This window comes from Streptomyces nigrescens, assembly GCF_027626975.1.
Classification (GTDB): domain Bacteria; phylum Actinomycetota; class Actinomycetes; order Streptomycetales; family Streptomycetaceae; genus Streptomyces; species Streptomyces nigrescens.
The window spans coordinates 5,809,296-5,832,952 of record NZ_CP114203.1; the positions used below are offsets into that span (position 1 = coordinate 5,809,296).

Annotated in this window: 15 protein-coding genes and 2 rRNA genes; 10 read left to right on the top strand and 7 right to left on the bottom strand. The window is 68.5% G+C overall.

Annotated elements, in window-relative coordinates:
* The first annotated feature begins 45 nt into the window (after positions 1-45).
* Together STRNI_RS25965 and rrf are read left to right on the top strand one after the other, a co-directional pair.
* Positions 46-3,166 (top strand): 23S ribosomal RNA (locus STRNI_RS25965).
* Between the two features lie 74 nt (positions 3,167-3,240).
* A 5S ribosomal RNA gene (rrf, locus tag STRNI_RS25970) occupies positions 3,241-3,357 on the top strand.
* A gap of 357 nt (positions 3,358-3,714) precedes the next feature.
* Here the strand turns inward: rrf and STRNI_RS25975 are convergent.
* The 5 genes from STRNI_RS25975 to STRNI_RS25995 are packed head-to-tail and all read right to left on the bottom strand — an operon-like array spanning position 3,715 to position 9,529.
* Positions 3,715-5,025 (bottom strand): DUF58 domain-containing protein, encoded by a 1,311-nt coding sequence (locus STRNI_RS25975; protein ID WP_277412109.1) that lies wholly within the window; start codon positions 5,023-5,025, stop codon positions 3,715-3,717.
* A 9-nt stretch (positions 5,026-5,034) separates the two neighbouring features.
* Positions 5,035-6,000, bottom strand: coding sequence for an AAA family ATPase (locus STRNI_RS25980; RefSeq protein ID WP_109890144.1), 966 nt, complete (start codon positions 5,998-6,000; stop codon positions 5,035-5,037).
* Positions 5,981-7,210, bottom strand: coding sequence for a DUF4350 domain-containing protein (locus STRNI_RS25985; protein WP_277412110.1), 1,230 nt, complete (start codon positions 7,208-7,210; stop codon positions 5,981-5,983). Before STRNI_RS25985 ends, STRNI_RS25980 begins: the two co-directional genes overlap by 20 nt.
* Positions 7,207-7,899 carry a DUF4129 domain-containing protein gene (locus STRNI_RS25990; protein ID WP_277412111.1) on the bottom strand — a complete coding sequence of 231 codons (693 nt, stop codon included), beginning with the start codon at positions 7,897-7,899 and terminating at the stop codon, positions 7,207-7,209. The genes STRNI_RS25985 and STRNI_RS25990 overlap by 4 nt, the downstream gene beginning before the upstream one ends.
* A gap of 4 nt (positions 7,900-7,903) precedes the next feature.
* Positions 7,904-9,529 carry a DUF7847 domain-containing protein gene (locus STRNI_RS25995; protein ID WP_277412112.1) on the bottom strand — a complete coding sequence of 542 codons (1,626 nt, stop codon included), beginning with the start codon at positions 9,527-9,529 and terminating at the stop codon, positions 7,904-7,906.
* Positions 9,530-9,681: 152 nt separating this feature from the next.
* Between STRNI_RS25995 and mtnA the strand changes: the two genes are divergently transcribed.
* The 7 genes from mtnA to STRNI_RS26030 all read left to right on the top strand — a co-directional run bounded on the left by mtnA (position 9,682) and on the right by STRNI_RS26030 (position 18,409).
* Positions 9,682-10,851, top strand: a complete 1,170-nt coding sequence (mtnA, locus tag STRNI_RS26000; RefSeq protein WP_159488096.1) for an S-methyl-5-thioribose-1-phosphate isomerase — start codon at positions 9,682-9,684, stop codon at positions 10,849-10,851.
* Positions 10,848-11,525 carry a two-component system response regulator MtrA gene (gene mtrA / locus STRNI_RS26005; RefSeq protein WP_006605255.1) on the top strand — a complete coding sequence of 226 codons (678 nt, stop codon included), beginning with the start codon at positions 10,848-10,850 and terminating at the stop codon, positions 11,523-11,525. The genes mtnA and mtrA overlap by 4 nt, the downstream gene beginning before the upstream one ends.
* 64 nt (positions 11,526-11,589) lie before the next feature.
* Positions 11,590-13,641, top strand: a complete 2,052-nt coding sequence (mtrB, locus tag STRNI_RS26010) for an MtrAB system histidine kinase MtrB (protein WP_229838176.1) — start codon at positions 11,590-11,592, stop codon at positions 13,639-13,641.
* Positions 13,631-15,514, top strand: a complete 1,884-nt coding sequence (locus tag STRNI_RS26015; RefSeq protein ID WP_277412113.1) for an LpqB family beta-propeller domain-containing protein — start codon at positions 13,631-13,633, stop codon at positions 15,512-15,514. Before mtrB ends, STRNI_RS26015 begins: the two co-directional genes overlap by 11 nt.
* 191 nt (positions 15,515-15,705) lie before the next feature.
* Positions 15,706-16,434 carry a ComF family protein gene (locus STRNI_RS26020; RefSeq protein ID WP_078518856.1) on the top strand — a complete coding sequence of 243 codons (729 nt, stop codon included), beginning with the start codon at positions 15,706-15,708 and terminating at the stop codon, positions 16,432-16,434.
* 293 nt (positions 16,435-16,727) lie between these two features.
* The gene (hpf, locus tag STRNI_RS26025) at positions 16,728-17,414 is read left to right on the top strand and encodes a ribosome hibernation-promoting factor, HPF/YfiA family (protein WP_018093531.1); all 687 of its coding nucleotides are present in this window, start codon (positions 16,728-16,730) and stop codon (positions 17,412-17,414) included.
* 233 nt (positions 17,415-17,647) lie between these two features.
* Positions 17,648-18,409, top strand: coding sequence for a response regulator (locus STRNI_RS26030; RefSeq protein WP_018093532.1), 762 nt, complete (start codon positions 17,648-17,650; stop codon positions 18,407-18,409).
* Positions 18,410-18,511: 102 nt separating this feature from the next.
* Here the strand turns inward: STRNI_RS26030 and STRNI_RS26035 are convergent, their stop codons facing one another.
* Both STRNI_RS26035 and STRNI_RS26040 read right to left on the bottom strand, forming a co-directional pair.
* Positions 18,512-19,738, bottom strand: coding sequence for a winged helix-turn-helix domain-containing protein (locus STRNI_RS26035; RefSeq protein WP_277412114.1), 1,227 nt, complete (start codon positions 19,736-19,738; stop codon positions 18,512-18,514).
* 201 nt (positions 19,739-19,939) lie between these two features.
* Positions 19,940-20,563 carry a GNAT family N-acetyltransferase gene (locus STRNI_RS26040; RefSeq protein ID WP_277412115.1) on the bottom strand — a complete coding sequence of 208 codons (624 nt, stop codon included), beginning with the start codon at positions 20,561-20,563 and terminating at the stop codon, positions 19,940-19,942.
* A 250-nt stretch (positions 20,564-20,813) separates the two neighbouring features.
* Between STRNI_RS26040 and secA the strand changes: the two genes are divergently transcribed.
* A complete protein-coding gene (gene secA, locus STRNI_RS26045) occupies positions 20,814-23,645 on the top strand; it encodes a preprotein translocase subunit SecA (RefSeq protein WP_018093535.1) in 2,832 nt (943 codons plus the stop codon).
* Positions 23,646-23,657 lie beyond the last annotated feature (12 nt).

Consider the following 23,657-nt stretch of genomic DNA (forward strand, 5'->3'; position numbering starts at 1 on the left):
GGCTGGTCGTTGCTTGAGAACTGCACAGTGGACGCGAGCATCTGTGGCCAAGTTTTTAAGGGCGCACGGTGGATGCCTTGGCACCAGGAACCGATGAAGGACGTGGGAGGCCACGATAGGCCCCGGGGAGCTGTCAACCGAGCTTTGATCCGGGGGTGTCCGAATGGGGAAACCCGGCAGTCGTCATGGGCTGTCACCCGCTGCTGAACACATAGGCAGTGTGGAGGGAACGCGGGGAAGTGAAACATCTCAGTACCCGCAGGAAGAGAAAACAACCGTGATTCCGGGAGTAGTGGCGAGCGAAACCGGATGAGGCCAAACCAGTCACGTGTGATACCCGGCAGGGGTTGCGTGGTTGGGGTTGTGGGAGTTCTCTTTTGCAGTCTGCCGGCTGTGAGGCAAGTCAGAAACCGTTGGTGTAGGCGAAGGACATGCGAAAGGTCCGGCGTAGAGGGTAAGACCCCCGTAGCTGAAACATCAACGGCTTGCTTGAGAATCACCCAAGTAGCACGGGGCCCGAGAAATCCCGTGTGAATCTGGCGGGACCACCCGTTAAGCCTAAATATTCCCTGGTGACCGATAGCGGATAGTACCGTGAGGGAATGGTGAAAAGTACCGCGGGAGCGGAGTGAAATAGTACCTGAAACCGTGTGCCTACAAGCCGTGGGAGCGTCGCGCAGAGACTTGTCTCTGCGTCGTGACTGCGTGCCTTTTGAAGAATGAGCCTGCGAGTTTGCGGTATGTTGCGAGGTTAACCCGTGTGGGGAAGCCGTAGCGAAAGCGAGTCCGAATAGGGCGTTGAGTAGCGTGCCCAAGACCCGAAGCGGAGTGATCTAGCCATGGGCAGGTTGAAGCGGAGGTAAGACTTCGTGGAGGACCGAACCCACCAGGGTTGAAAACCTGGGGGATGACCTGTGGTTAGGGGTGAAAGGCCAATCAAACTCCGTGATAGCTGGTTCTCCCCGAAATGCATTTAGGTGCAGCGTCGTGTGTTTCTTGCCGGAGGTAGAGCACTGGATAGGCGATGGGCCCTACCGGGTTACTGACCTTAGCCAAACTCCGAATGCCGGTAAGTGAGAGCGCGGCAGTGAGACTGTGGGGGATAAGCTCCATGGTCGAGAGGGAAACAGCCCAGAGCATCGACTAAGGCCCCTAAGCGTGTGCTAAGTGGGAAAGGATGTGGAGTCGCAGAGACAACCAGGAGGTTGGCTTAGAAGCAGCCATCCTTGAAAGAGTGCGTAATAGCTCACTGGTCAAGTGATTCCGCGCCGACAATGTAGCGGGGCTCAAGCACACCGCCGAAGTCGTGTCATTGCAGCATGAGGGTCAACGCCCGCTGTGATGGGTAGGGGAGCGTCGTGTGCCGGGTGAAGCAGCCGTGGAAACGAGTTGTGGACGGTTCACGAGTGAGAATGCAGGCATGAGTAGCGATACACACGTGGGAAACGTGTGCGCCGATTGACTAAGGGTTCCTGGGTCAAGCTGATCTGCCCAGGGTAAGTCGGGACCTAAGGCGAGGCCGACAGGCGTAGTCGATGGACAACCGGTTGATATTCCGGTACCCGCTTTGAAACGCCCAATATCGAATCCATTAATGCTAAGGCCGTGAAGCCGGCCTGGAGTCTTCGGACAAAGGGACGTGGTGGAGCCGCCGATCCAAGGTGGTAGTAGGTAAGCGATGGGGTGACGCAGGAAGGTAGTCCAGCCCGGGCGGTGGTTGTCCCGGGGTAAGGGTGTAGGCCGTGTGGTAGGTAAATCCGTCACACATTAGGGCTGAGACCTGATGCCGAGCCGATTGTGGTGAAGTGGATGATCCTATGCTGTCGAGAAAAGCCTCTAGCGAGTTTCATGGCGGCCCGTACCCTAAACCGACTCAGGTGGTCAGGTAGAGAATACCGAGGCGTTCGGGTGAACTATGGTTAAGGAACTCGGCAAAATGCCCCCGTAACTTCGGGAGAAGGGGGGCCATTGCTGGTGATCACTCTTGCAGTGTGAGCTGGTGGTGGCCGCAGAGACCAGCGAGAAGCGACTGTTTACTAAAAACACAGGTCCGTGCGAAGCCGTAAGGCGATGTATACGGACTGACGCCTGCCCGGTGCTGGAACGTTAAGGGGACCGGTTAGTCAACTTTCGGGTTGGCGAAGCTGAGAACTTAAGCGCCAGTAAACGGCGGTGGTAACTATAACCATCCTAAGGTAGCGAAATTCCTTGTCGGGTAAGTTCCGACCTGCACGAATGGCGTAACGACTTCTCGACTGTCTCAACCATAGGCCCGGTGAAATTGCATTACGAGTAAAGATGCTCGTTTCGCGCAGCAGGACGGAAAGACCCCGGGACCTTTACTATAGCTTGATATTGGTGTTCGGTTCGGCTTGTGTAGGATAGGTGGGAGACTTTGAAGCGGCCACGCCAGTGGTTGTGGAGTCATTGTTGAAATACCACTCTGGTCGTGCTGGATGTCTAACCTGGGTCCGTGATCCGGATCAGGGACAGTGTCTGGTGGGTAGTTTAACTGGGGCGGTTGCCTCCTAAAGAGTAACGGAGGCGCCCAAAGGTTCCCTCAGCCTGGTTGGCAATCAGGTGTTGAGTGTAAGTGCACAAGGGAGCTTGACTGTGAGACTGACGGGTCGAGCAGGTACGAAAGTAGGGACTAGTGATCCGGCGGTGGCTTGTGGAAGCGCCGTCGCTCAACGGATAAAAGGTACCCCGGGGATAACAGGCTGATCTTCCCCAAGAGTCCATATCGACGGGATGGTTTGGCACCTCGATGTCGGCTCGTCGCATCCTGGGGCTGGAGTCGGTCCCAAGGGTTGGGCTGTTCGCCCATTAAAGCGGTACGCGAGCTGGGTTTAGAACGTCGTGAGACAGTTCGGTCCCTATCCGCTGTGCGCGTAGGAGTCTTGAGAAGGGCTGTCCCTAGTACGAGAGGACCGGGACGGACGAACCTCTGGTGTGCCAGTTGTCCTGCCAAGGGCATGGCTGGTTGGCTACGTTCGGAAAGGATAACCGCTGAAAGCATCTAAGCGGGAAGCCTGCTTCGAGATGAGGACTCCCACCTCCTTTGAGGGGTTAAGGCTCCCAGTAGACGACTGGGTTGATAGGCCAGATATGGAAGCCCGGTAACGGGTGGAGTTGACTGGTACTAATAGGCCGAGGGCTTGTCCTCAGTTGCTCGCGTCCACTGTGTAGGTTCTGAAGTAACGACCTGTGATTGTGCCGGGTTGGTTAACTTCATAGTGTTTCGGTGGTCATTGCGTTAGGGAAACGCCCGGTTACATTCCGAACCCGGAAGCTAAGCCTTTCAGCGCCGATGGTACTGCAGGGGGGACCCTGTGGGAGAGTAGGACGCCGCCGAACAAATTTTGAAAAATGCCTCGTTCCCCGAGTTTCGACTCGGGGAACGAGGCATTTTTGCGTTGTGGGAGGAATGGGGATGCCCTCCGGCCGAAGGGCCGGCAGAGGCGGAGGTGCCTTGTGGGTTGGGCTGACCTGGCTTGGTACGTGGAGTGCCGGGCGAGCCTCGCGTGGGCCCTTACCGGTGGCCTTGCTTTCCCTCACTGGTGTGCTTGTCAGCGTCTTCATGGGGCTTTGAGGTGTTGGAGGCCCCAGTAGCGTCGTCTCCCCAGCCGTGTGAGGACCTCCCTTGTATGCCACGTGTCCGCGGAGGTGTCTGCAGGCGCCGTCTGGGTGAGGGACGGGGAAGAAGGCGCGGTCTTACAGACGACCTGCGGACTTGAGGGTGAGGTAGGCGTCGGCCAGGTCGGGGGCCAGGCGGGCCGGGGTGGAGTCGATGACGGTGATGCCGTGGTGGCGGAGGCGGTCTGCGGTGCGGCGGCGGGCGGCGCGGGTCTGTTCCGCGGCGGCGGCTGCGTAGACGGCCTGGGGCGTGTGGCGGCCGGCGGCCATTTCCTCGATGCGGGGGTCGGCCACGGCCGCGACGATGAGCTCGTTGCGTTGGGTGAGGCCAGGGAGGACGGGCAGGAGGGCTTCCTCCACGGGGGCCGCGTCCAGGCCGGTGAAGAGGACGATCAGGGACCGGCGCGGGGTGCGGCGGTGGATGGTGGCGGCCAGGCCGCGGGCGTCCGCTTCGACCAATTGGGATTCGAGGGGGGCCAGGGCTTCGGTCAGAGCTGGGAGGAGATCGCGGGCTGTGCGGCCTTGGACCGAGGCTCGTACGCGGCGGTCGTAGGCGAGCAGATCCACACGGTCACCGGCGCGGGCGGCAAGGGCGCCGAGCAGCAGGGCGGCGTCCATGGAGGCGTCGAGGCGGGGTATGTCGCCGACGCGGCCGGCCGAGGTACGGCCGGTCTCCAGGACGAGCAGGATGCGGCGGTCGCGTTCAGGGCGCCAGGTGCGGACTGCGAGGTTCTGCCGGCGGGCGGTGGCGCGCCAGTCGATGGAGCGGGTGTCGTCACCGGGGGTGTAGTCGCGGAGGCTGTCGAACTCCGTGCCCTCGCCGCGGGTCAGGATGCTGGTGCGGCCGTCGAGTTCGCGGAGCCGGGCGAGCTTGGCGGGCAGGTGTTTGCGGCTGGTGAAGGGCGGAAGGACGCGTAGCGTCCATGGGACGTGATGGCTTCCTTGCCGGGCTGCCAGGCCGAGCGGGCCGTAGGAGCGCACGGTGACGCGGACCGCGTGGTGGTCACCGCGGCGGGTGGGGTGGAGCGTGGTGGTGAGGCGGCGGCGTTCGGCGGCCGGGATGCGCACGGTGTGGCGGGATGCGGGGATGTCCGAACCGGGCTGGAAGGTGCTCGGAGGCCAGGCGTCACGGATCTGGGCGCGCAGGCTGCGGCGGCTCGGATTGGTGAGGGTGAGGTGCGTGTGGGCTTCGCCTGTTAGTCGAACGGTTGTATCACCGGTTCGGGTGAAATGGAGCTTTCGCACTGGCGCGGCGAGTGCGAGATCGCACAAAATTGCTATCAGCAGGGCGAGTTGAACGGTGAGGATGCCGAGCCAGCTGGGCAGCACGAAGCCGACGAAGAGGGCTCCGCATGCGGAGATGAGGGCGGTGCGTCCGGTGAGGGCCACGGTGTCGTCTCAGCGGGGGACGGGGAGATGAGCGAGTACGGCGTTGATCACGGAGTCTGCAGTGACTCCCTCCATCTCCGCTTCGGGGCGGAGCTGGACACGATGTCGGAGCGTAGGAAGAGCAAGGGCCTTGACGTCGTCGGGGGTGACATAGTCGCGGCCGGTGAGCCAGGCCCAGGCTCGTGACGTGGAGAGCAGAGCGGTGGCGCCTCGGGGGGAGACGCCGAGAGAGAGCGAGGGGGATTCGCGGGTGGCACGGCAGATATCGACGATATAGCCGGTGACTTCGGGGGAGACGGCGGTCTTGGCGACCGCGGCTCGCGCAGCGTCGAGGTCAGCGGTGGAGGCGACAGGGCGCAGCCCTGCGGCACTGAGGTCGCGGGGGCTGAAGCCGGCCGCGTGCCGGGTGAGGATGTCTATCTCATCGTGGCGGGCGGGGAGCGGCACCGTCAGCTTCAGCAGGAACCGGTCGAGCTGGGCCTCGGGGAGCGGGTAAGTGCCCTCGTACTCCACGGGGTTCTGTGTGGCGGCTACCAGGAACGGCTCGGGGAGGGGACGAGCTGTGCCGTCGACGGTCACCTGACGCTCCTCCATCGCTTCGAGCAGCGACGCCTGGGTTTTGGGTGGCGTGCGGTTGATCTCGTCGGCGAGCAGGAGGTTGGTGAAGACGGGGCCCGGCTGGAAGGAGAACTCGGCGCTGCGGGCGTCGTAGACCAGCGAGCCGGTGACATCGCTCGGCATCAGGTCAGGGGTGAACTGGACGCGCTTGGTGTCGAGTTCGAGAGCGGCCGACAGGGCGCGAACGAGCAGGGTTTTGGCGACGCCGGGGGCGCCTTCGAGGAGCACATGACCGCGACAGAGCAGTGCGACGACCAAGCCGGTGACGGCGGGGTCCTGGCCTACAACGGCCTTGGCTATCTCGGTGCGCAGGTCCTCCAGGGAGGCTCGGGCGCTGTCAGCGGTCGGGGTGCTCACGGGGGGCGTGCCTCTCTTGGGAAACGATCGAGGATTCGAGTTCGTCGAGTTGGTCGGCCAGGTGGACCAAGGCCTTGTCGTCCGCGGGGGCCGGGCCGAAGAGCAGGACATGGAGGTCTGCATCGACGCCGGGGGCGGTGGTCAAGTGGGCGTGAAGGGCCGGGAGAAGGATGTCGGGGGTGTGGGCGTGGGCCGGGGACACACCGATGAGGGGGGCGAGTCGTGTGCGGGTCGCGGAGCGCAGCACGGAGGAAGCCCGGTCGCGGGCGTTGGCCTGCTCGTACAGGCGGGCGTGCCCCTCGGTGGTCTCGGCGGCCGGGACGGTGACAGGGAGCTTTTCCGGCACCAGTGGGCCGAGACGACGGGCGCGCCACAGGGCCGCGAGGGCGGCGGCAAAGGTGAGTTGGAGCAGGGCCCAGTACCAGCCGGAAGGGACGAGATCGAGGAAGCCGCGCTGGTCGTCCTGAGCGGAGGACGGGTCGCTCATGGAGGGGAGGTACCAGACCAGATGCTTGTGCGTACCGAGGAGTTGAAGGGCCAGCGAGGCGTTGCCGTGCTCGGCGAGGTGGTGGTTGTAGAGCAAATCGGGGGAGCCGAGGAGCACGGTGTCGCGGCCGGTGCGGGGGGCCGGCAGGCGCAGCAGGGTGGGACGGTCGCCGCTGAGGTAGCAACGATCGGTTCCGCCGGCGGAAGTTGTGTAACTGAGGCCGCCCAGGAGGGCGTTCCCCGCGCGTTGGGCCTCCGGCAGGGAACAGGCGGGCCTGCGGGCCGAGATATCGGCCGGGGAATCCGTCCGGACGCCGGGGGCGAAGGTTTCGAGGGCCGAGGAGTCGGGGGCAAGGAGGACAGTGCGGCCGGGGGTGTGGGCGGTCGCGGTGTGCAGGCCCGTCAGCTGATCTTGCGTCAGCATCTCGGGGTTGGTGACGAGGAGTGTGGTGTGCGGGCCGGCCGCGGCGGCGGCTTCCTCGGAGGTGGTCACGACCTGGGTGGAGACGTCGTGAGAGGCCAGGAGTTGGGCGATGGCCCGGCTTCCGGTCCGGTCGTAGGACCGGGGGTCGAGCCGCCCGTGCTGTTCGCCGGACTGCAGAGCCGCGATCGCCACACCGCTGATGACGAGCAGGAGGAGCGCGAGCAGCGGTCCGCGGGACCGGTTCCACAGGCTGCGAACGGTGGGAGGGAGTGCGGAGGTGTCCGGGGCGGCCGTGGTCATCCGCGGCTCCTGGTCGGGGTCGTGGCCAGGTCGGGCTTGGCGTGTTGCAGGTCGGTGTCGAGGCCGGTCAGGAGGGTGTACGCCCGTTCCGTGCCGGGGCGGCCGCCGTATGTGACGTCGTCGAAGGTGCGTGCCGCGGTACGCAGCCGGTCGGCGTACGCGGGGAGTGCCCAACCCGCTTCGGTGGCCGCCTCATCGGCGGTGCGGCCGGGGCCAGGGGTGAGCAGTGTCCGTTCCTCGAGGGCGAGGACGACCGCGCGCATGCGGTCTTGGATCGCCTGGTTCCAGCGGCCCTCGGCGGCGTGCCGGTCGGCGGCGGCGCGGTGTTCGGCGGCGGTGCGGGGGGTGTCGGAGAAGAGCGCACCGCTCGTGGTCGGAGTGCGGCGCACCGCGCCGAGCCGCAGCCGGAGTGCGACCACGAGCAGCAGGACGAATGCGGCGATGGCGAGAAGCCCGATCCAGCCACCCGGTGTGGCGCCCGCGGCCGCGTGGAAGAGGTCGTTGACGCGTTCCCAGAGCCAATCGAGGGCACGCTGGATCGGGTTGGGGTCGTGCTGGTGGTACCGAGGGTCGGACAGTTCGCGCTCGGCCGCCTCTTGGGCGGGGACGCGTGGAGTCCGCACCGGTATGTCGTCGTCGGGGCGCGCGATGAGTCGTATGAGCGCGGCCCCGTTCCCCCCTGTGGTCACCGCATCAGCTTCCCGGTGTGGCGTTGCCGGGGTGCTGCCCGGGGCCGTCGGCGGGGGTGGACTTGGCCGGGGCTTCCGGGGCTTCCGGGGCTTCCGGGGCTTCCGGGGCTTCCGGGGTGGCCGTGGGCGTGGCGCCTGGCTCGGTGGCGCTGGTGCCGCCCGTCTTGGGGCCGTCTGCCTCGGTGTTGTCCGTGGCATGGCTGTCGGCCGGCGTCCCGTCTGCAGGCGTGCCGGCAGCGGCCGGTGCGGCCGCTGTTGTTGGGGCGTGGCCCTGGACCGGGCCCGTGGCTGCGGGAGCGGAGGGCGCCGGGTGCGCGGTGGGGGCGTCGGCGCCGTAGCCGGGGAGGCCTGCGGCGCGGGCGAGTTCGAGGTCGAGTGCCTCGCGGCGGATGCGCTGGTCCATGTACAGGAGCGCGGTGACGCTGGCGCTGATCGGGAAGGTGATGGTGGAGCTGATGACGGCTCCGACGCCCAGCACGATCAGGAACGACCAGCCGGTGGAGCTGCTGGTGCCGTTCGCCCAGTCCATGAGGTTCTCGCCACCGATGAGGAAGGCGACGAGGGTGGCCGGGATCTGGATGATGAACTCGACGATGCCGATCAGGAGGTAGGTGAGGAGCTGTGCGCCCAGCACTCGCCACCAGGCGCCCCGTACGAGCTTCGCGGAGCGGCGCATCGCGGCGATGACGCCCTGCTTCTCCAGCATCAGCGCGGGGGAGGCGAGGCTGTAGCGGACCCACAGCCAGATGGTCACGACGGTGGTGGCCATCCCGCCGAACAGGGTGAGGAGCAGTCCGGCCTTCGGCATGCCCGTGGCGACGAGGATGATGCCGGGCCCTACACCGACCGCGACGATGGCCGTGATGAGCAGGGGGAGCAGTACCAGCAGGCCGAGCAGGCGCGGGAGCTGGGGACGCGCATCGCGCCAGGCTTCCCCGGCTGTCACCGAGCGGCCCAGGACGGCCCGGCTCACGACCATGGTGAGCAGCCCCGTGGCGATGATGGTGGCGAGCAGCCCGATCACGGAGGTGATGCCGGTGGCGGCGAGCGAATTGCCCACCTCACGCATGGTCTCGCGGAGCGGCGGGATGTTCTCGCTCGACAGCGAGGGGGCGCGGTCGGCGCCCTGGAACCACAGACCGGTGACTACGGTGATGGCGGTCTGCGAGACCACCGCGACGATCAGCGAGATGCCGAGGACGGTGCGCCAGTGGGCGCGCATGGTGGTGACCGCGCCGTCGAGTATCTCGCCGACGGCGAGGGGGCGCAGCGGGATGACGCCGGGCTTGGCGGCCTGTGGCGTCGGGGCCCAGGCGCCGCCCCAGGGGGGCTGATTGCCGGGGCCCGGAGCACCGCCCCAGCCGGGTCCGCCGTAGCCGGGCGATGTGGCACGGGTGCGGTCGCCGGCCGTGCTCTGGTCAGGCCCGCCATGCGGGCCGCGGCTCTGACCGGGGATACCGGCGGGGGCCGACCACTGGCCGGCGGGTGGCTGTTCCTTGGACCAGTTCGGTGGGGACGACTGCCCGGCGGGGCCGGTCTGGTCTGCCTGGGTGGGCTGCTCCTGGGTGCCGCGGGCCGGCTCGTCGGAGGGAGTGGATCCGGGCGAGGCCCAGCCCGGAGAGTTGTTCATCGTCGCTCCTTCTTGCTGCCCGTCCGCCGGGGCGGCGGGGGTCCGGGGTCCGCGGTGGCAGTCATCGTGTCATGGCCACCGGCGTTGTGTACCGGTGCCCGGAGGACGAGGGGACCTTCTGTTCGAGGGCCGGTCGGCGGCAGACTGAAGGAATGGGCGATCAGTACGAGGTATCTGAGGTGGGCGCCGGGGCGCTCACGATTCCGTCGTTGCGCTGGGAGGAGCCGCCCGAGGGGCCCGTATTGGTCCTCCTTGATCAGACGCGGCTGCCCGCGGAGGAGGTCGAGCTGGTCTGCACGGACGTTCCGGCGCTGGTGCAGGCGATCCGGACACTGGCCGTGCGCGGGGCGCCGCTGCTGGGCATCGCGGGCGCGTACGGCGTCGCGCTGGCCGCGGCACGCGGCTTTGACGTGGAGGAGGCGGTGGAGGCGCTGGCACAGGCCCGGCCGACCGCGGTCAATCTGGGGTACGGGGTACGGCGGGCGGCTGTCGCGTACCGCGCGGCGTTCGGCGAGGACGGTGCTCAGGCCGCCGCTGCTGCGGCGCTGGCCGAGGCGCGGGCCGTGCACGCCGAGGACATCGAGGCCAGTGCCCGGATGGCGGAGCACGGGCTGGCGCTGCTGGGCGAGCTGCTGCCGGGTGGCGGTCACCGGATACTCACGCACTGCAATACGGGTGCCCTGGTGTCCGGGGGCGAGGGCACCGCCCTGGCGGTGGCGCTGGCGGCGCACCGGGCCGGTGAGCTGCGCCGGCTGTGGGTGGACGAGACGCGGCCGCTGTTGCAGGGGGCGCGACTGACCGCCTACGAGGCGGCGCGGGCGGGTATGGCGTACACGGTGCTCTCGGACGGGGCGGCGGGATCGCTGTTCGCCGGGGGCGAGGTGGATGCGGTGCTGATCGGCGCTGACCGGATCGCAGCGGACGGGTCGGTGGCCAACAAGGTCGGCAGCTATCCGCTGGCGGTGCTGGCGCGCTACCACCACGTTCCGTTCGTGGTGGTGGCACCGACCAGCACGGTGGATCTGGAGACCGAGGAGGGGGCGGATATCGAAGTGGAGCAGCGTCCGGGCCAGGAAGTGACGGAGTTCTCGTTGCCGTTTGCGCAGGGGCCCGGGGCGGAGGCCGGCACCGGCATACCAGTGGCGCCGCTGGGCGCACAGGCCTACAACCCGGCCTTCGACGTCACTCCGCCGGAGCTGGTGACGGCGATCGTCACGGAGGCCGGAGTGGTGTCTCCGGTGACCCGGGACGGGCTGGCAGAGGTGTGTTCCACGTCACGATGGAGTAAGTCACGATCAGGTAATGGGATGATGGCCGAATGAAGGGACGCGTCCTGGTCGTCGACGACGACACCGCACTGGCAGAGATGCTCGGCATCGTGCTGCGTGGCGAAGGTTTTGAACCGTCGTTCGTGTCGGACGGTGACAAGGCCCTTGCCGCCTTCCGCGAGACGAAGCCCGATCTTGTGCTGCTCGACCTGATGCTGCCCGGACGGGACGGCATCGAGGTCTGCCGGCTGATCCGGGCCGAGTCCGGGGTGCCGATCGTCATGCTGACCGCCAAGAGCGACACGGTGGATGTGGTGGTCGGGCTCGAGTCGGGCGCGGACGACTACATCGTCAAGCCGTTCAAGCCCAAGGAGCTGGTGGCACGGATCCGGGCGCGGCTGCGGCGTTCGGAGGAGCCCACGCCCGAGCAGCTGGCGATCGGTGACCTGGTCATCGATGTGGCGGGCCACTCGGTGAAGCGGGACGGGCAGTCGATCGCGCTGACCCCGCTGGAGTTCGATCTGCTGGTGGCGCTGGCGCGCAAGCCGTGGCAGGTGTTCACGCGTGAGGTGCTGCTCGAGCAGGTCTGGGGCTATCGGCACGCCGCCGACACCCGGCTGGTCAATGTCCATGTGCAGCGGCTGCGCTCCAAGGTCGAGAGGGACCCTGAGCGGCCGGAGATCGTGGTGACCGTGCGCGGGGTCGGCTACAAGGCCGGGCCCAGCTGAGATGATCCGGGACGGTTCGGCCCCGGAGGGAAAGCGGGGGCGCACCGTCGGCCCGGCGGGTGATATGTCCTTTTCGGGCAGGTTGTCTGCTTGGTTGCTGCGTGGCGGGCAGCTGCTGCCCGACGGCGCGGTGAGCGGACCGGTCCACCCCCTACTGCGGCTCTTCAGCCGCTGGGTGCGGCGGCCGCTGCTGCCCGCCCTGCGGCTGTGGCGGCGCAATATCCAGCTGCGCGTGGTGGCGACCACGCTGCTGATGTCGCTCGCCGTGGTGCTGCTGCTCGGTGTCGTGGTCGTCGGGCAGGTCCGTAACGGCCTGCTCACGGCCAAGGCCCAGGCCGCGCAGAGTCAGGCCGTGGGCGGCTTCAGCGTCGCTCAGAAGATGGCTGACGGCGCCGACGACACCCGGCCCGATGAAGGCGCCCGCACAGGAAACCGCGGCACCCAGGACTCCGCGACCTGGCTGACCGGCCTGGTGGAACAGCTCGCCAGTGGTGGCCAGGGCGTCTTCTCCGTCGTGGCGCTCAGTTCCGACTCGGACGAACCGTTCGGCGACTCCAGTCCCGGCACCCGCGGGCCGCGCGCCTCGGGCGATGTCGATCCCGAGCGGAGCGTGCCCGCCGATCTGCGGCGGAAGCTGGACACCAAATCCGGGACGTTCCGCCAGTACACCCAGATCAAGCGCATCGGGTCGGACGACGGCGTGTCGGCGCTCATCATCGGCAAGCGTCTCAACGATGCAAACAGCAACCAGTACCAGCTCTACTACCTCTTCCCGTTCACCCAGGAAGAGGAGTCGCTCAAGCTGGTGACGGGGACCCTCGCGACCGCGGGGGTGTTCGTCGTGATCCTGCTCGGCGCGATCGCCTGGCTGGTGGTCCGGCAGGTCGTCACGCCCGTACGGATGGCCGCGGGGATCTCCGAGCGGCTGGCCGCCGGCCTGCTCCAGGAGCGGATGAAGGTCACCGGCGAGGACGACATCGCCCGGCTCGGTGAGTCCTTCAACAAGATGGCGCAGAACCTCCAGGTCAAGATCCAGCAGCTGGAGGAGCTGTCCCGGATGCAGCGCCGCTTCGTCTCCGACGTCTCGCACGAGCTGCGTACGCCGCTGACGACCGTACGGATGGCTGCCGATGTCATCCATGACGCGCGGGACGAGTTCGATCCCGCCACCGCGCGCTCCGCCGAGCTGCTGCGCGGCCAGCTCGACCGCTTCGAATCACTGCTCGCTGAGCTGCTGGAGATCAGCCGGTTCGACGCCGGCGCCGCCGCGCTGGAGGCCGAGCCGGTCGATCTGCGCGACGTGGTGCACCGCGTCATCGAGGGGGCCGAGCCGCTCGCCGACCGCAAGGGCACCCGGATCGTGGTGCGCGGCGCCGAGCAGCCCGTCATCGCCGAGGCCGACCCCCGCCGGGTGGAGCGGGTGCTGCGCAATCTCGTCGTCAACGCCGTCGAGCACGGTGAGGGCCGCGATGTCGTGGTGCGGCTGGCATCCGCGGGCGGCCGCAGCGGCGGCGCGGTGGCCGTCGCGGTGCGTGACTACGGCGTCGGCCTCAAGCCCGGCGAGGCCACCCGGGTCTTCAACCGTTTCTGGCGCGCGGACCCGGCCCGGGCCCGTACGACCGGCGGTACCGGACTCGGCCTGTCCATCGCCGTCGAGGACGCCCGGCTGCACGGCGGCTGGCTGCAGGCCTGGGGCGAGCCGGGCGGCGGCTCGCAGTTCCGGCTGACGCTGCCGCGTACGGCCGGTGAGACCCTGCGTGGGTCCCCGATACCCCTGGAGCCGGAGGACTCGCGGCGCCACCGCGGACTGGACGAGACGGGACAGCCGCGTACCGGATCGGGCCACAAGGCGTCCACGATCCCGGTGCAGACGCGCGCCGCACAGGCGGGCGACTCGGCCTCCCCCGTACCGGAGCCGAAGGTGGCCCGTCCGGAGGCCGATCCGACGGCGCTGCCCGGCAGCGGCGCCCGTGTGGTGCCGCAGAGTGGGGGCGCACGGAGCGAAGCGGCGGCGCGCGGCGAAAGCGCGCGCATCGACGAGCCGGTCCACGAGGGCGGGGCCGAGCAGGAAGCCGGACAGGGCGTGGAGCGGGAAGGCGGGCTGCGTGGACACTGAGCGCGGAGGCGAGCACGTGGAGAGGGCCGGGTCCCGCCCCCGCGCCCGCAGGGGAGCCGGGCCGGCGCGGAAGTTTCTGCTGCTCGGTTGTGCGGCGGCGCTGCTGGCGGGCTGCGCGTCGATGCCGGACGGCGGGGAGGTCACCTCGGTCGACCAGTCGCCGCGCTCCGAAGGCGAGTCGCAGGTGCGGGTCTACGGTGTACCCCCGCAGGACGGTGCGCAGCCCATCAACATCGTGCGCAGCTTCCTCGACGCGACGACCAGCGACGAGGCGGATTTCCGTACGGCCACCCAGTATCTGGCCAAGTCGGCGAAGCGGACCTGGCGGCCGTTCCAGGCCACCAATGTGCTCCAGGAGCGCCCGAAGGCCGAGCCGAAGCTGCAGCCCAACCGCGAGGACGCCAACGCCCTCACGGTCACGCTCTCCGGCAGCCAGGTGGCAACGGTGGACGACAGTCACGCCTACACCCCGGAGGAGAAGCCGTACCACCGGACGATCCACCTCATCAAGGAGGGGGGACAGTGGCGTATCGACCGGCTGCCCAACGGGCTGGTGCTCGGGCTGTCCGACTTCCAGCGCATCTACCGCTCGGTCAACAAGTACTACTTCGCGTCCTACAACTCGGAGTCGCAGGAGCCCAAGGCGAACCGGAACGCGCTCGTCGCGGACCCGGTCTATCTGCGGCAGCGGATAAAGCCGATCACCGCCAGTGTGGAGGCGTTGCTGTCCGGGCCCACCGACTGGCTTAACCAGGTGACGACTTCGGCGTTCCCGTCCGGCACCCGGCTCGCCGCGAGTGATCTGGCGCTGGACGACTCCAACGCGCTGCACGTCAAGCTCAGCAAGCAGGCGGTGAGTACGGACACCGCGCAGTGCAAGCGGATGGCGGCTCAGCTCTTCTTCACCGTCCAGGACATGACACGGGCTTCGAAGGTCAGCGAGGTCGAGCTCCAGGACGACAGCGACAACTCGCTGTGTGCGCTGTCCCAGGAGCAGGCCGAGCGTGACTTCGCCCCGTCCCCGGGCACCGGGCGCGCCGCCGACGAGTACTTCATCGACGCCGACCACAAGGTCGTCGCCATGTCGGACTCCGCGACCGAACCGACGCCGGTCCGCGGGCCGTTCGGAACGGGCCATACCCCGCTGCGTTCGATCGCCATCTCGCGCGGGGAGGACACCGCGGCCGGGGTGTCGGGCGACGGCCGGTCGCTGTATGTGGCCGCCATGGAGGACGACATCAAACGTGGCGAGCCGCTGCTGACCAGCAACGGCCCGGCCAAGGGTGCCGACAGCGGGCTGACCGCGCCGAGCTGGGACGGCCTGGGCGATCTGTGGATCGCGGACCGCGATGCGCACAGTTCGCGGCTGCTGCGGATGCGCGAGGGCAAGGGCGACCCCGAAGAGGTGTCGGTGCCCGGCCTCAACGGGCGGCGGATCAAGGCGATCAAGGTCGCCGCGGACGGGATCCGGATCGCGATCCTGGTGGAGGACAAGGGGCGTACGACGCTCCAGCTCGGCCGGGTCGAGCGGGGCGGAAGTTCGGCGCACCCGGTGCTGTCGGTGCAGGAACTGCGGCCGATCGCCCCGCAGTTGGAGGATGTGGTGGCCGCGTCCTGGGCAGGCGGCAGCCGGCTGGTGGTGGTCGGACGGGAGTCCGGCGGTGTGCAGCAGATGCAGTTCATGGAGACCGACGGTTCGGCGTCCAATGCGCAGACGCTGCCCGGCGTCAACGGCGTCAAGGCGGTGGCCGCCTCGGAGGACGAGACCAGGCCGCTGATCGCCGACGCCACGGAGGGCATCGTGCGGCTGCCACTGGACTCGAACTGGAAGACCGTGGCGAAGGACGGGACGGCGCCGGTCTATCCCGGGTGACGGGTGAGAGGTGACGCGGTGGCGGCGCGGGCACCGGCACGAGGCTGACGACGCCCGCCGCCCCGTCCGGGGCCGGCGAGGCGGCGGGCCCGGCCGCCTGCCGCGATGTCCCGTGCGGCTGATCCGTCTGTCCGCGGCCGCGGTTATCCACAGGGGTGGTGGCCGGGCGGGAACGGCGGGACAGTGGAGTCATGCAGGGGGTGTGGCGCGAACTGGCCGGTCTTGTGCTGCCGGTCGACTGTGCGGGGTGTGGTCGGCCGCGTACGGAGCTGTGTGCCGAATGCCGTCGGGTGCTTGCGCGGGACGGGCGCGGGGCGCGGCGGGTGCGGCCGTGGCCGGAACCTGGGGGGCTGCCCCGGGTGTGGGCGGGGGCGCCGTATGCCGACGAGGTGCGGGCGGTGCTGCTGGCCCACAAGGAGCGGGGTGCCCTGCGGCTGGCCGGGCCGCTGGGGGCGGTGCTGGCCGGGGCCGTGCGGGGGCTGCGGGCCGGCGGCGGGCCGCTGCTGCTGGTGCCCGTGCCGTCGGCACGAAGATCGGTGGCGGGGCGCGGGCATGATCCGGTGCGCAGGATCGCGCTGGCGGCGGCCGGGGAGCTGCGGCGGACGGGGACGGGTGCCCGGGTGCTCACGGTGCTGCGGCAGCGGCGTGTGGTGGCCGACCAGGCGGGGCTGAGCGCCCGGCAGCGGCTGGCGAATGTCACCGGTGCACTGGAGGTGCGGGCCGGGGCCGGGAGGCTGCTGACGGGCCGGGCAGCGGTACTGGTGGACGATCTGGTGACGACGGGGGCCACACTCGCCGAGGCGGCCCGGGCGGTCACGGCGGCCGGCGGGCGGGTGGCCGGAGCCGCGGTGGTGGCGGCGCCTAGCAGTGCTTTCGAGAGCGACGGCGCACGAATAGAGGCATTACCACGTGGCAAGTAGTTGAGGAGGAAAAGTCACCCAAATGGAGCCGACGGCTCCGAGGGGGTGCCGACATCCGTCCGGGAGAGCTATGTTCGGTTGTGAGGACTTGGCGGGTGTTTTGCCTCGAATGTCGCGATGCGTGCGATCAGGGGTGTTTGCAGCGACCCTGAAAACGGGGGAGTGGAGAGCTGGTCGTCGGGGGAGGAGGAGGTGAAAGTCGCCAAGTCCGAGGCTTCGGCAACCACCGGAGCCTGGTGCAAGAAGGAATTGCTCCGCTTGATGAGCGGAGCGATCCGGGAACGGAGTTCTGCGTGGACATCGTCGTCAAGGGCCGCAAGACCGAGGTGCCCGAGCGGTTCCGCAAGCACGTGGCCGAGAAGCTGAAGCTGGACAAAGTCCAGAAGCTCGACGCCAAGGTGATCAGCCTGGACGTCGAGGTGTCCAAGGAGCCCAACCCGCGGCAGGCCGACCGTTCCGACCGAGTGGAGATCACCCTCCGCTCCCGTGGCCCGGTGGTCCGGGCCGAGGCGGCCGCAGCCGACCCGTACGCCGCGCTGGATCTGGCAACCGCCAAGCTCGAGGCGCGTCTGCGGAAGCAGCACGACAAGCGCTACTCGCGTCGCGGCAACGGCCGCATTCCGGCGAGTGAAGTCGCTGTCACCGTGCCCGACGCCGCAAGCCTGAACACCAACGGCGAACTCGCCGCCGAGGCCGAGCAGAAGGTGCCGACCACCAGGATGGGGTCGATCGACGTCCAGGGTGAGGGACCCCTGATCGTCCGCGAGAAAACCCACTCGGCCGCGCCGATGCTGCTCGACCAGGCGCTCAACGAGATGGAGTTGGTGGGACACGACTTCTATCTCTTCGTCGACGCCGACACCAAGCTTCCGAGTGTCGTCTACCGGCGGCACGCATACGACTACGGAGTCATCCACTTGAACCCCGACTTGTTCGGGGAGGAGGAGCCCGGCGGCGCAGGCGGCGCGCTGGGTGGCTGAACCCCACCCGCTCGGTGCCCCCGGCGTACGCCGGGGGCACCATCGTGCCCGGAGAGAGCAGGAGTTGAAGCCGTATAGTGTTTGTGCCGGCCAGGGAGTATGTGGACACGAATCGGCGATGAGCCGGGGAGACGGTCGTATGACATTGATCGGGCCGGCAGCAGAGGGCTGTTGTCAACCAGCCTTATATCCAAGCTCTGGCCTCTCGGCCGAGTAGTTGACGGGGAGGATCCATGGGGGACAGTTTCGGGCCCGTGCACGACGACGCGGACGATGACCACAGCGGTGCCGGGAGTGATGACGGGGCCGGCCGGGCCGTAAGCGTGCCGCGCAAGGAGCCGATCCGGGTCCTGGTCGTGGATGATCACGCGCTCTTCCGGCGGGGCCTGGAGATCGTTCTGGCCCAGGAGGAGGACATCCAGGTCGTCGGCGAGGCGGGGGACGGCGCGGAGGCGGTCGACAAGGCCGCGGATCTGCTGCCCGACATCGTGCTGATGGACGTACGGATGCCCAAGCGCGGCGGAATCGAGGCGTGTACCTCCATCAAGGAGGTGGCCCCCAGCGCAAAGATCATCATGCTCACGATCAGCGACGAAGAGGCCGATCTCTACGACGCGATCAAGGCCGGCGCCACCGGTTACCTCCTCAAGGAGATCTCCACCGACGAGGTGGCGACCGCGATCCGCGCCGTGGCCGACGGCCAGTCGCAGATCAGCCCGTCGATGGCGTCCAAGCTCCTGACGGAGTTCAAGTCGATGATCCAGCGCACCGACGAGCGCAGGCTGGTGCCCGCGCCCCGGCTCACCGACCGTGAGCTGGAGGTCCTCAAGCTGGTCGCCACGGGCATGAACAACCGCGATATCGCCAAGGAACTCTTCATCTCCGAGAACACGGTGAAGAACCACGTCCGCAACATCCTGGAGAAGCTGCAGCTGCACTCCCGGATGGAGGCGGTGGTGTACGCGATGCGGGAGAAGATCCTCGAGATCCGGTGAGCGGGCCGGCCGGGGTGAGCGATCCGGCGCCGGTGGCCGGCCTTCCGGTGTGCCGGGTGGCCGGGGGCGGTGTGCGCCCCCGGAGCCGTCGGCCAATGGGTTCTAGTCACTCATGTGGGTGAGTTCCGAGCGCAGGGCGTCGGCCAGTTTCCGGTCGTCACAGCGTTCGACGCGTACGGAGTCGCAGCCGACCCAGGTCGCGGCTTCCCGGAGGGCCTGGGCCATGGGGGCCACAGCCTTGGGGCCCTGCATCGAGACCTGGCGGGCGACGAGGGTGGTGCCCTCGCGGGCCGGGTCCACCCGGCCCACCAGGCGGCCGCCCGCCAGCAGAGGCATCGCGAAATAGCCGTGTATCCGCTTGGGGCGCGGGACGTACGCCTCCAGGCGGTGGGTGAATCCGAAGATCCGTTCCGTGCGCGGCCGGTCCCAGATCAGGGAGTCGAAGGGCGAGAGCAGGGTCGTACGGTGCCGGCCGCGGGGCGGGGCGGCCAGTGCGGCGGGGTCGGCCCAGGCGGGCTTTCCCCAGCCCTCGACCTCGACCGGGACCAGCCCGGAGTCCGCGACGACGGCGTCGACCTGCTCGGCCTTGAGGCGGTGGTAGTCCGCCAGGTCGGCACGGGTGGCGACGCCCATGGCGGCCCCGGCCTGGGCGACCAGGCGGCGGAGGCACTCGGAGTCGTCCAGGTCGTCATGGAGCAGGGCATCCGGGACGGCGCGCTCGGCGAGGTCGTAGACGCGCTTCCAGGCGCGGCGTTGTGTACAGACCACCTGGCCGGTGTCGAGCAGCCACTCCACCGCGATCTTGGTCTCGGACCAGTCCCACCACTCCCCGCCTTTCCGGCCGCCGCCCAGGTCGGAGGTGGTCAGCGGGCCGTCGGCCGTGAGCCGGTCCAGGACGGCGGCGCAGGAGCGCTCGGAGTCCTCCATGACATGCCAGCGGTGGCCCCTGGCCCGCCAGGCGCGGCGGCGGAAGGCGAAGTGCGGCCACTCCTCGATGGGCAGGATGCAGGCGGCGTGCGACCAGTACTCGAAGCTGTGGGGCCGGGCCGCGGGCGCGCCGGAAGGAGCCGTGGCCCAGTAGGCGGCCTCGACGGCGGGGCGGCCGACGGCGCCGAGACGGGCGTACGGCACCAGCTCATGGGAGCGGGCCAGCACCGAGATCGTGTCGAGCTGCACCGCGCCCAGATGCCGCAGCACGCCGCGCACCCCCGCCCGGCGGTCCGGGGCGCCGAGCAGGCCCTGGGCCCGCAGCGCGATACGCCGGGCATCGTCGCGGGACAGGCCGGTCACGGGTGGTGGCAGAGCTGTTGGCTGCGTCACGGCGGTCATGCGGGAAAGCGTAGGGGCGGGCACTGACAATGCCCCCGGGCCCGTAATCACCGCTGGTGGTGACGGTGGCCGGGCCCAGCCGGACCGGGAGCGGCGGGGGCGCGGCACGTCCGTGCGGCACCGCCTGTGCGGCGCGGCCTGTGCGGCACCGCCCGTGCGGCCGGAGCGGCGGGTACTCACCCCGGGTACGTACGACGGTACTCACCCGGGGTACGGCAGATACGGCGTCGCGTCGGGCGCGGCCGGGCCGCCGGAGCCGGACGGGCCGGGCTCCTCGGGCAGGTCGGACGGGAGCAGGGAGCCGATCCAGATGTCCCGGCGGGTGCCCTCGCGCACCAGCTTGGCGCGCAGGGTGCCCTCCATCCGGAAGCCGAGTTTGCGGGCCACGGCCCGGGAGCCCTCGTTGCCGGCCTCCGCGTGCCACTCCATGCGCTCCACGCCCAGATCGCGGAACGCCCAGCCCAGCACCGCGCGGGCCGCCTCGACGGTGTACCCCCGGCCGCGCTGCTCCTTGGCGGCCCAGTAGCCCAGCTCGGCCTGCCGCTCGGGCGTGTGCAGCCGGGCCAGACTTACCAGACCCATCGCGCCGGCCAGGGCGCCGTCCGCCCGGGTGACGACGGCGAAGTGGTACGCGGTGTCATTGCGCCAGCTCTCGGGAACGGCCGTGCCGACGAACTGCTCCGCGTCCGCTACCCCGTAGGGTGAGGGGACGTTCGTCCAGCGCGGGATATCGGGCTCCTGGCACGCGGTGTGCACCGCGGGCGCGTCGGAGGGTTCGAAAGGACGCAGCACGAGGCGCTCGGTGGTGAGGGTGACAGGCTTCATGACGTGAGTCTGCAAGCTCGCGCACACCACGGCGAAGGGTTTTCGGCGTGATTCCGGTGCCTGCCCGGCACCTTCTCGCGGCGTCGTGCGTTCACGTGAGGAGGGGACAGCGGGGTTCGCTGCGGCGTACCTCCCGGCCCGGCGGCGTCCTCCTTTACGATGGCCGTTGCGGCGGGGCCTGCCCCCTTGGAAAAATGCCGCGCCCGCGCACTCGACCGTGCAGGCCCGACCGGCAAGGAGACCAGCCCAAGTGTCCGTCTTGACGAAGATCATGCGTGCAGGCGAAGGAAAAATCCTGCGCAGACTGCACCGCATCGCGGGCCAGGTCAACTCCATCGAGGAGGATTTCGCGGCCCTCTCCGACGCTGAGCTGCGGGCGCTCACCGACGAGTACAAGCAGCGCTACGCCGACGGTGAGAGCCTCGACGACCTGCTGCCCGAGGCGTTCGCGACCGTCCGTGAGGCCGCCAAGCGCGTGCTCGGTCAGCGGCACTACGACGTCCAGCTGATGGGTGGCGCGGCCCTTCACATGGGCTACGTCGCCGAGATGAAGACCGGTGAGGGCAAGACCCTGGTCGGTACCCTCCCGACGTATCTGAACGCGCTGTCCGGCAAGGGCGTCCACCTGATCACGGTCAACGACTACCTGGCCGAGCGCGACTCCGAGATGATGGGCCGGGTCCACAAGTTCCTGGGCCTGACCGTCGGTTGCATCCTCGCCGACATGACGCCGGCCCAGCGCCGCGAGCAGTACAACTGCGACATCACCTATGGCACGAACAACGAGTTCGGCTTTGACTACCTGCGTGACAACATGGCCTGGTCGCAGGACGAACTCGTCCAGCGGGGCCACAACTTCGCGGTCGTCGACGAGGTCGACTCGATCCTCGTCGACGAGGCCCGTACGCCTCTGATCATCTCCGGCCCGGCGGACTCGGCCACCAAGTGGTACGGCGACTTCGCCAAGTTGGTGCAGCGCCTGAAGCGGGGCGAGGCCGCCAATCCTCAGCGCGGCATCGAGGAGACCGGCGACTACGACGTCGACGAGAAGAAGCGCACCGTCGGCATCCATGAGTCCGGTGTCAGCAAGGTCGAGGACTGGCTGGGCATCGACAACCTGTACGAGTCGGTGAACACCCCGCTCGTCGGTTACCTCAACAACGCGATCAAGGCCAAGGAGCTCTTCAAGAACGACAAGGACTATGTCGTCATCGACGGCGAAGTCATGATCGTTGACGAGCACACCGGCCGTATCCTTGCCGGCCGCCGCTACAACGAGGGCATGCACCAGGCCATCGAGGCGAAGGAAGGGGTGGAGATCAAGGACGAGAACCAGACGCTCGCCACGATCACCCTGCAGAACTTCTTCCGTCTCTACGACAAGCTCTCCGGCATGACCGGTACGGCCATGACCGAGGCCGCCGAGTTCCACCAGATCTACAAGCTCGGTGTCGTCCCGATCCCGACCAACCGCCCGATGGTCCGGGTGGACCAGGCGGACCTGATCTACCGCACCGAGCCCGCGAAGTTCGACGCGGTCGTCGAGGACATCGTCGAGAAGCACGGCAAGGGCCAGCCGATCCTGGTCGGCACGACCTCCGTGGAGAAGTCCGAGTACCTCTCCCAGCAGCTCAACAAGCGCGGTGTGCCGCACGAGGTCCTCAACGCCAAGCAGCACGACCGGGAAGCGCCGATCATCGCCCAGGCCGGCCGCAAGGGCGCCGTCACCGTCGCCACGAACATGGCCGGCCGTGGTACGGACATCAAGCTCGGCGGCAACCCCGACGACCTCGCCGAGGCGGAGCTGCGCCAGCGCGGGCTGGACCCGGTCGAGCACGTCGAGGAGTGGGCGGCCGCGCTGCCCGCCGCTCTGGAGCGCGCCGAGGCCGCGGTCAAGACGGAGTTCGAGGAGGTCAAGGACCTCGGCGGGCTCTACGTCCTGGGCACCGAGCGGCATGAGTCGCGGCGGATCGACAACCAGCTGCGCGGCCGCTCCGGCCGTCAGGGTGACCCCGGCGAGTCGCGGTTCTACCTGTCCCTCGGTGACGACCTGATGCGGCTGTTCAAGGCGCAGATGGTGGAGCGGGTCATGGCGATGGCCAATGTCCCCGACGACGTCCCGATCGAGAACAAGATGGTGACCCGGGCGATCGCCTCCGCCCAGTCGCAGGTCGAGCAGCAGAACTTCGAGACGCGTAAGAACGTCCTGAAGTACGACGAGGTGCTCAACCGCCAGCGCGAGGTCATCTACGGCGAGCGCCGCCGCGTCCTGAAGGGCGAGGATCTGCAGGAGCAGATCAAGCACTTCATGGACGACACCATCGACGCCTACATCCACGCGGAGACCGTCGAGGGCTTCGCCGAGGAGTGGGACCTGGACCGCCTGTGGGGTGCGTTCAAGCAGCTCTACCCGGTCAAGGTGACCATCGAGGAGCTGGAGGACGAGGCCGGCGACCGCGCGGGCATCACCGCCGACTTCATCGCCGAGGCCGTCAAGGACGACATCCACGAGCAGTACGCCGCCCGTGAGGAGCAGCTCAGCTCGGATGTGATGCGTGAGCTGGAGCGCCGGGTCGTGCTGTCCGTCCTGGACCGCAAGTGGCGTGAGCACCTCTACGAGATGGACTACCTCCAGGAGGGCATCGGCCTGCGGGCGATGGCCCAGAAGGACCCGCTGGTCGAGTACCAGCGCGAGGGCTTCGACATGTTCACCGCGATGATGGAGGGCATCAAGGAGGAGTCCGTCGGCTACCTGTTCAACCTGGAGGTCCAGGTCGAGCAGCAGGTCGAGGAGGTCCCGGTGCAGGAAGCGGTGGAGCCGGCCTCGCTGGACAAGGGCGTGGCCGAGGGCGTGCCCGCCGCCGCGGTGCGGCCGGAGATCCACGCCAAGGGCCTGGAGGCGCCGCAGCGTCCGGACCGGCTGCACTTCACCGCCCCCAAGGTGGACGGCGACGGCAGCGTCATCGAGGGCGACTTCATCAGCGACGAGGAGGCCGGGCCGGCCCGTTCCGAGGCGGACGGTCTGACCCGTGCCGAGCGGCGCAAGGCCCAGAAGAGCGCCGGGCGCCGCCGCAAGAAGTGAGGGAACGCTGAC

Excerpts from the sequence above, each read along its gene's own strand:
- STRNI_RS25985 (WP_277412110.1), bottom strand. The coding sequence starts at position 7,210 with ATGACCACGGCCGCCCCGGACACCTCCGCACTCCCTCCCACCGTTCGC.
- STRNI_RS25995 (WP_277412112.1), bottom strand. The coding sequence starts at position 9,529 with ATGAACAACTCTCCGGGCTGGGCCTCGCCCGGATCCACTCCCTCCGAC.
- mtnA (WP_159488096.1), top strand. The coding sequence starts at position 9,682 with ATGGGCGATCAGTACGAGGTATCTGAGGTGGGCGCCGGGGCGCTCACG.
- mtrA (WP_006605255.1), top strand. The coding sequence starts at position 10,848 with ATGAAGGGACGCGTCCTGGTCGTCGACGACGACACCGCACTGGCAGAG.
- mtrB (WP_229838176.1), top strand. The coding sequence starts at position 11,590 with ATGTCCTTTTCGGGCAGGTTGTCTGCTTGGTTGCTGCGTGGCGGGCAG.
- STRNI_RS26020 (WP_078518856.1), top strand. The coding sequence starts at position 15,706 with ATGCAGGGGGTGTGGCGCGAACTGGCCGGTCTTGTGCTGCCGGTCGAC.
- STRNI_RS26030 (WP_018093532.1), top strand. The coding sequence starts at position 17,648 with ATGGGGGACAGTTTCGGGCCCGTGCACGACGACGCGGACGATGACCAC.
- STRNI_RS26035 (WP_277412114.1), bottom strand. The coding sequence starts at position 19,738 with ATGACCGCCGTGACGCAGCCAACAGCTCTGCCACCACCCGTGACCGGC.
- STRNI_RS26040 (WP_277412115.1), bottom strand. The coding sequence starts at position 20,563 with ATGAAGCCTGTCACCCTCACCACCGAGCGCCTCGTGCTGCGTCCTTTC.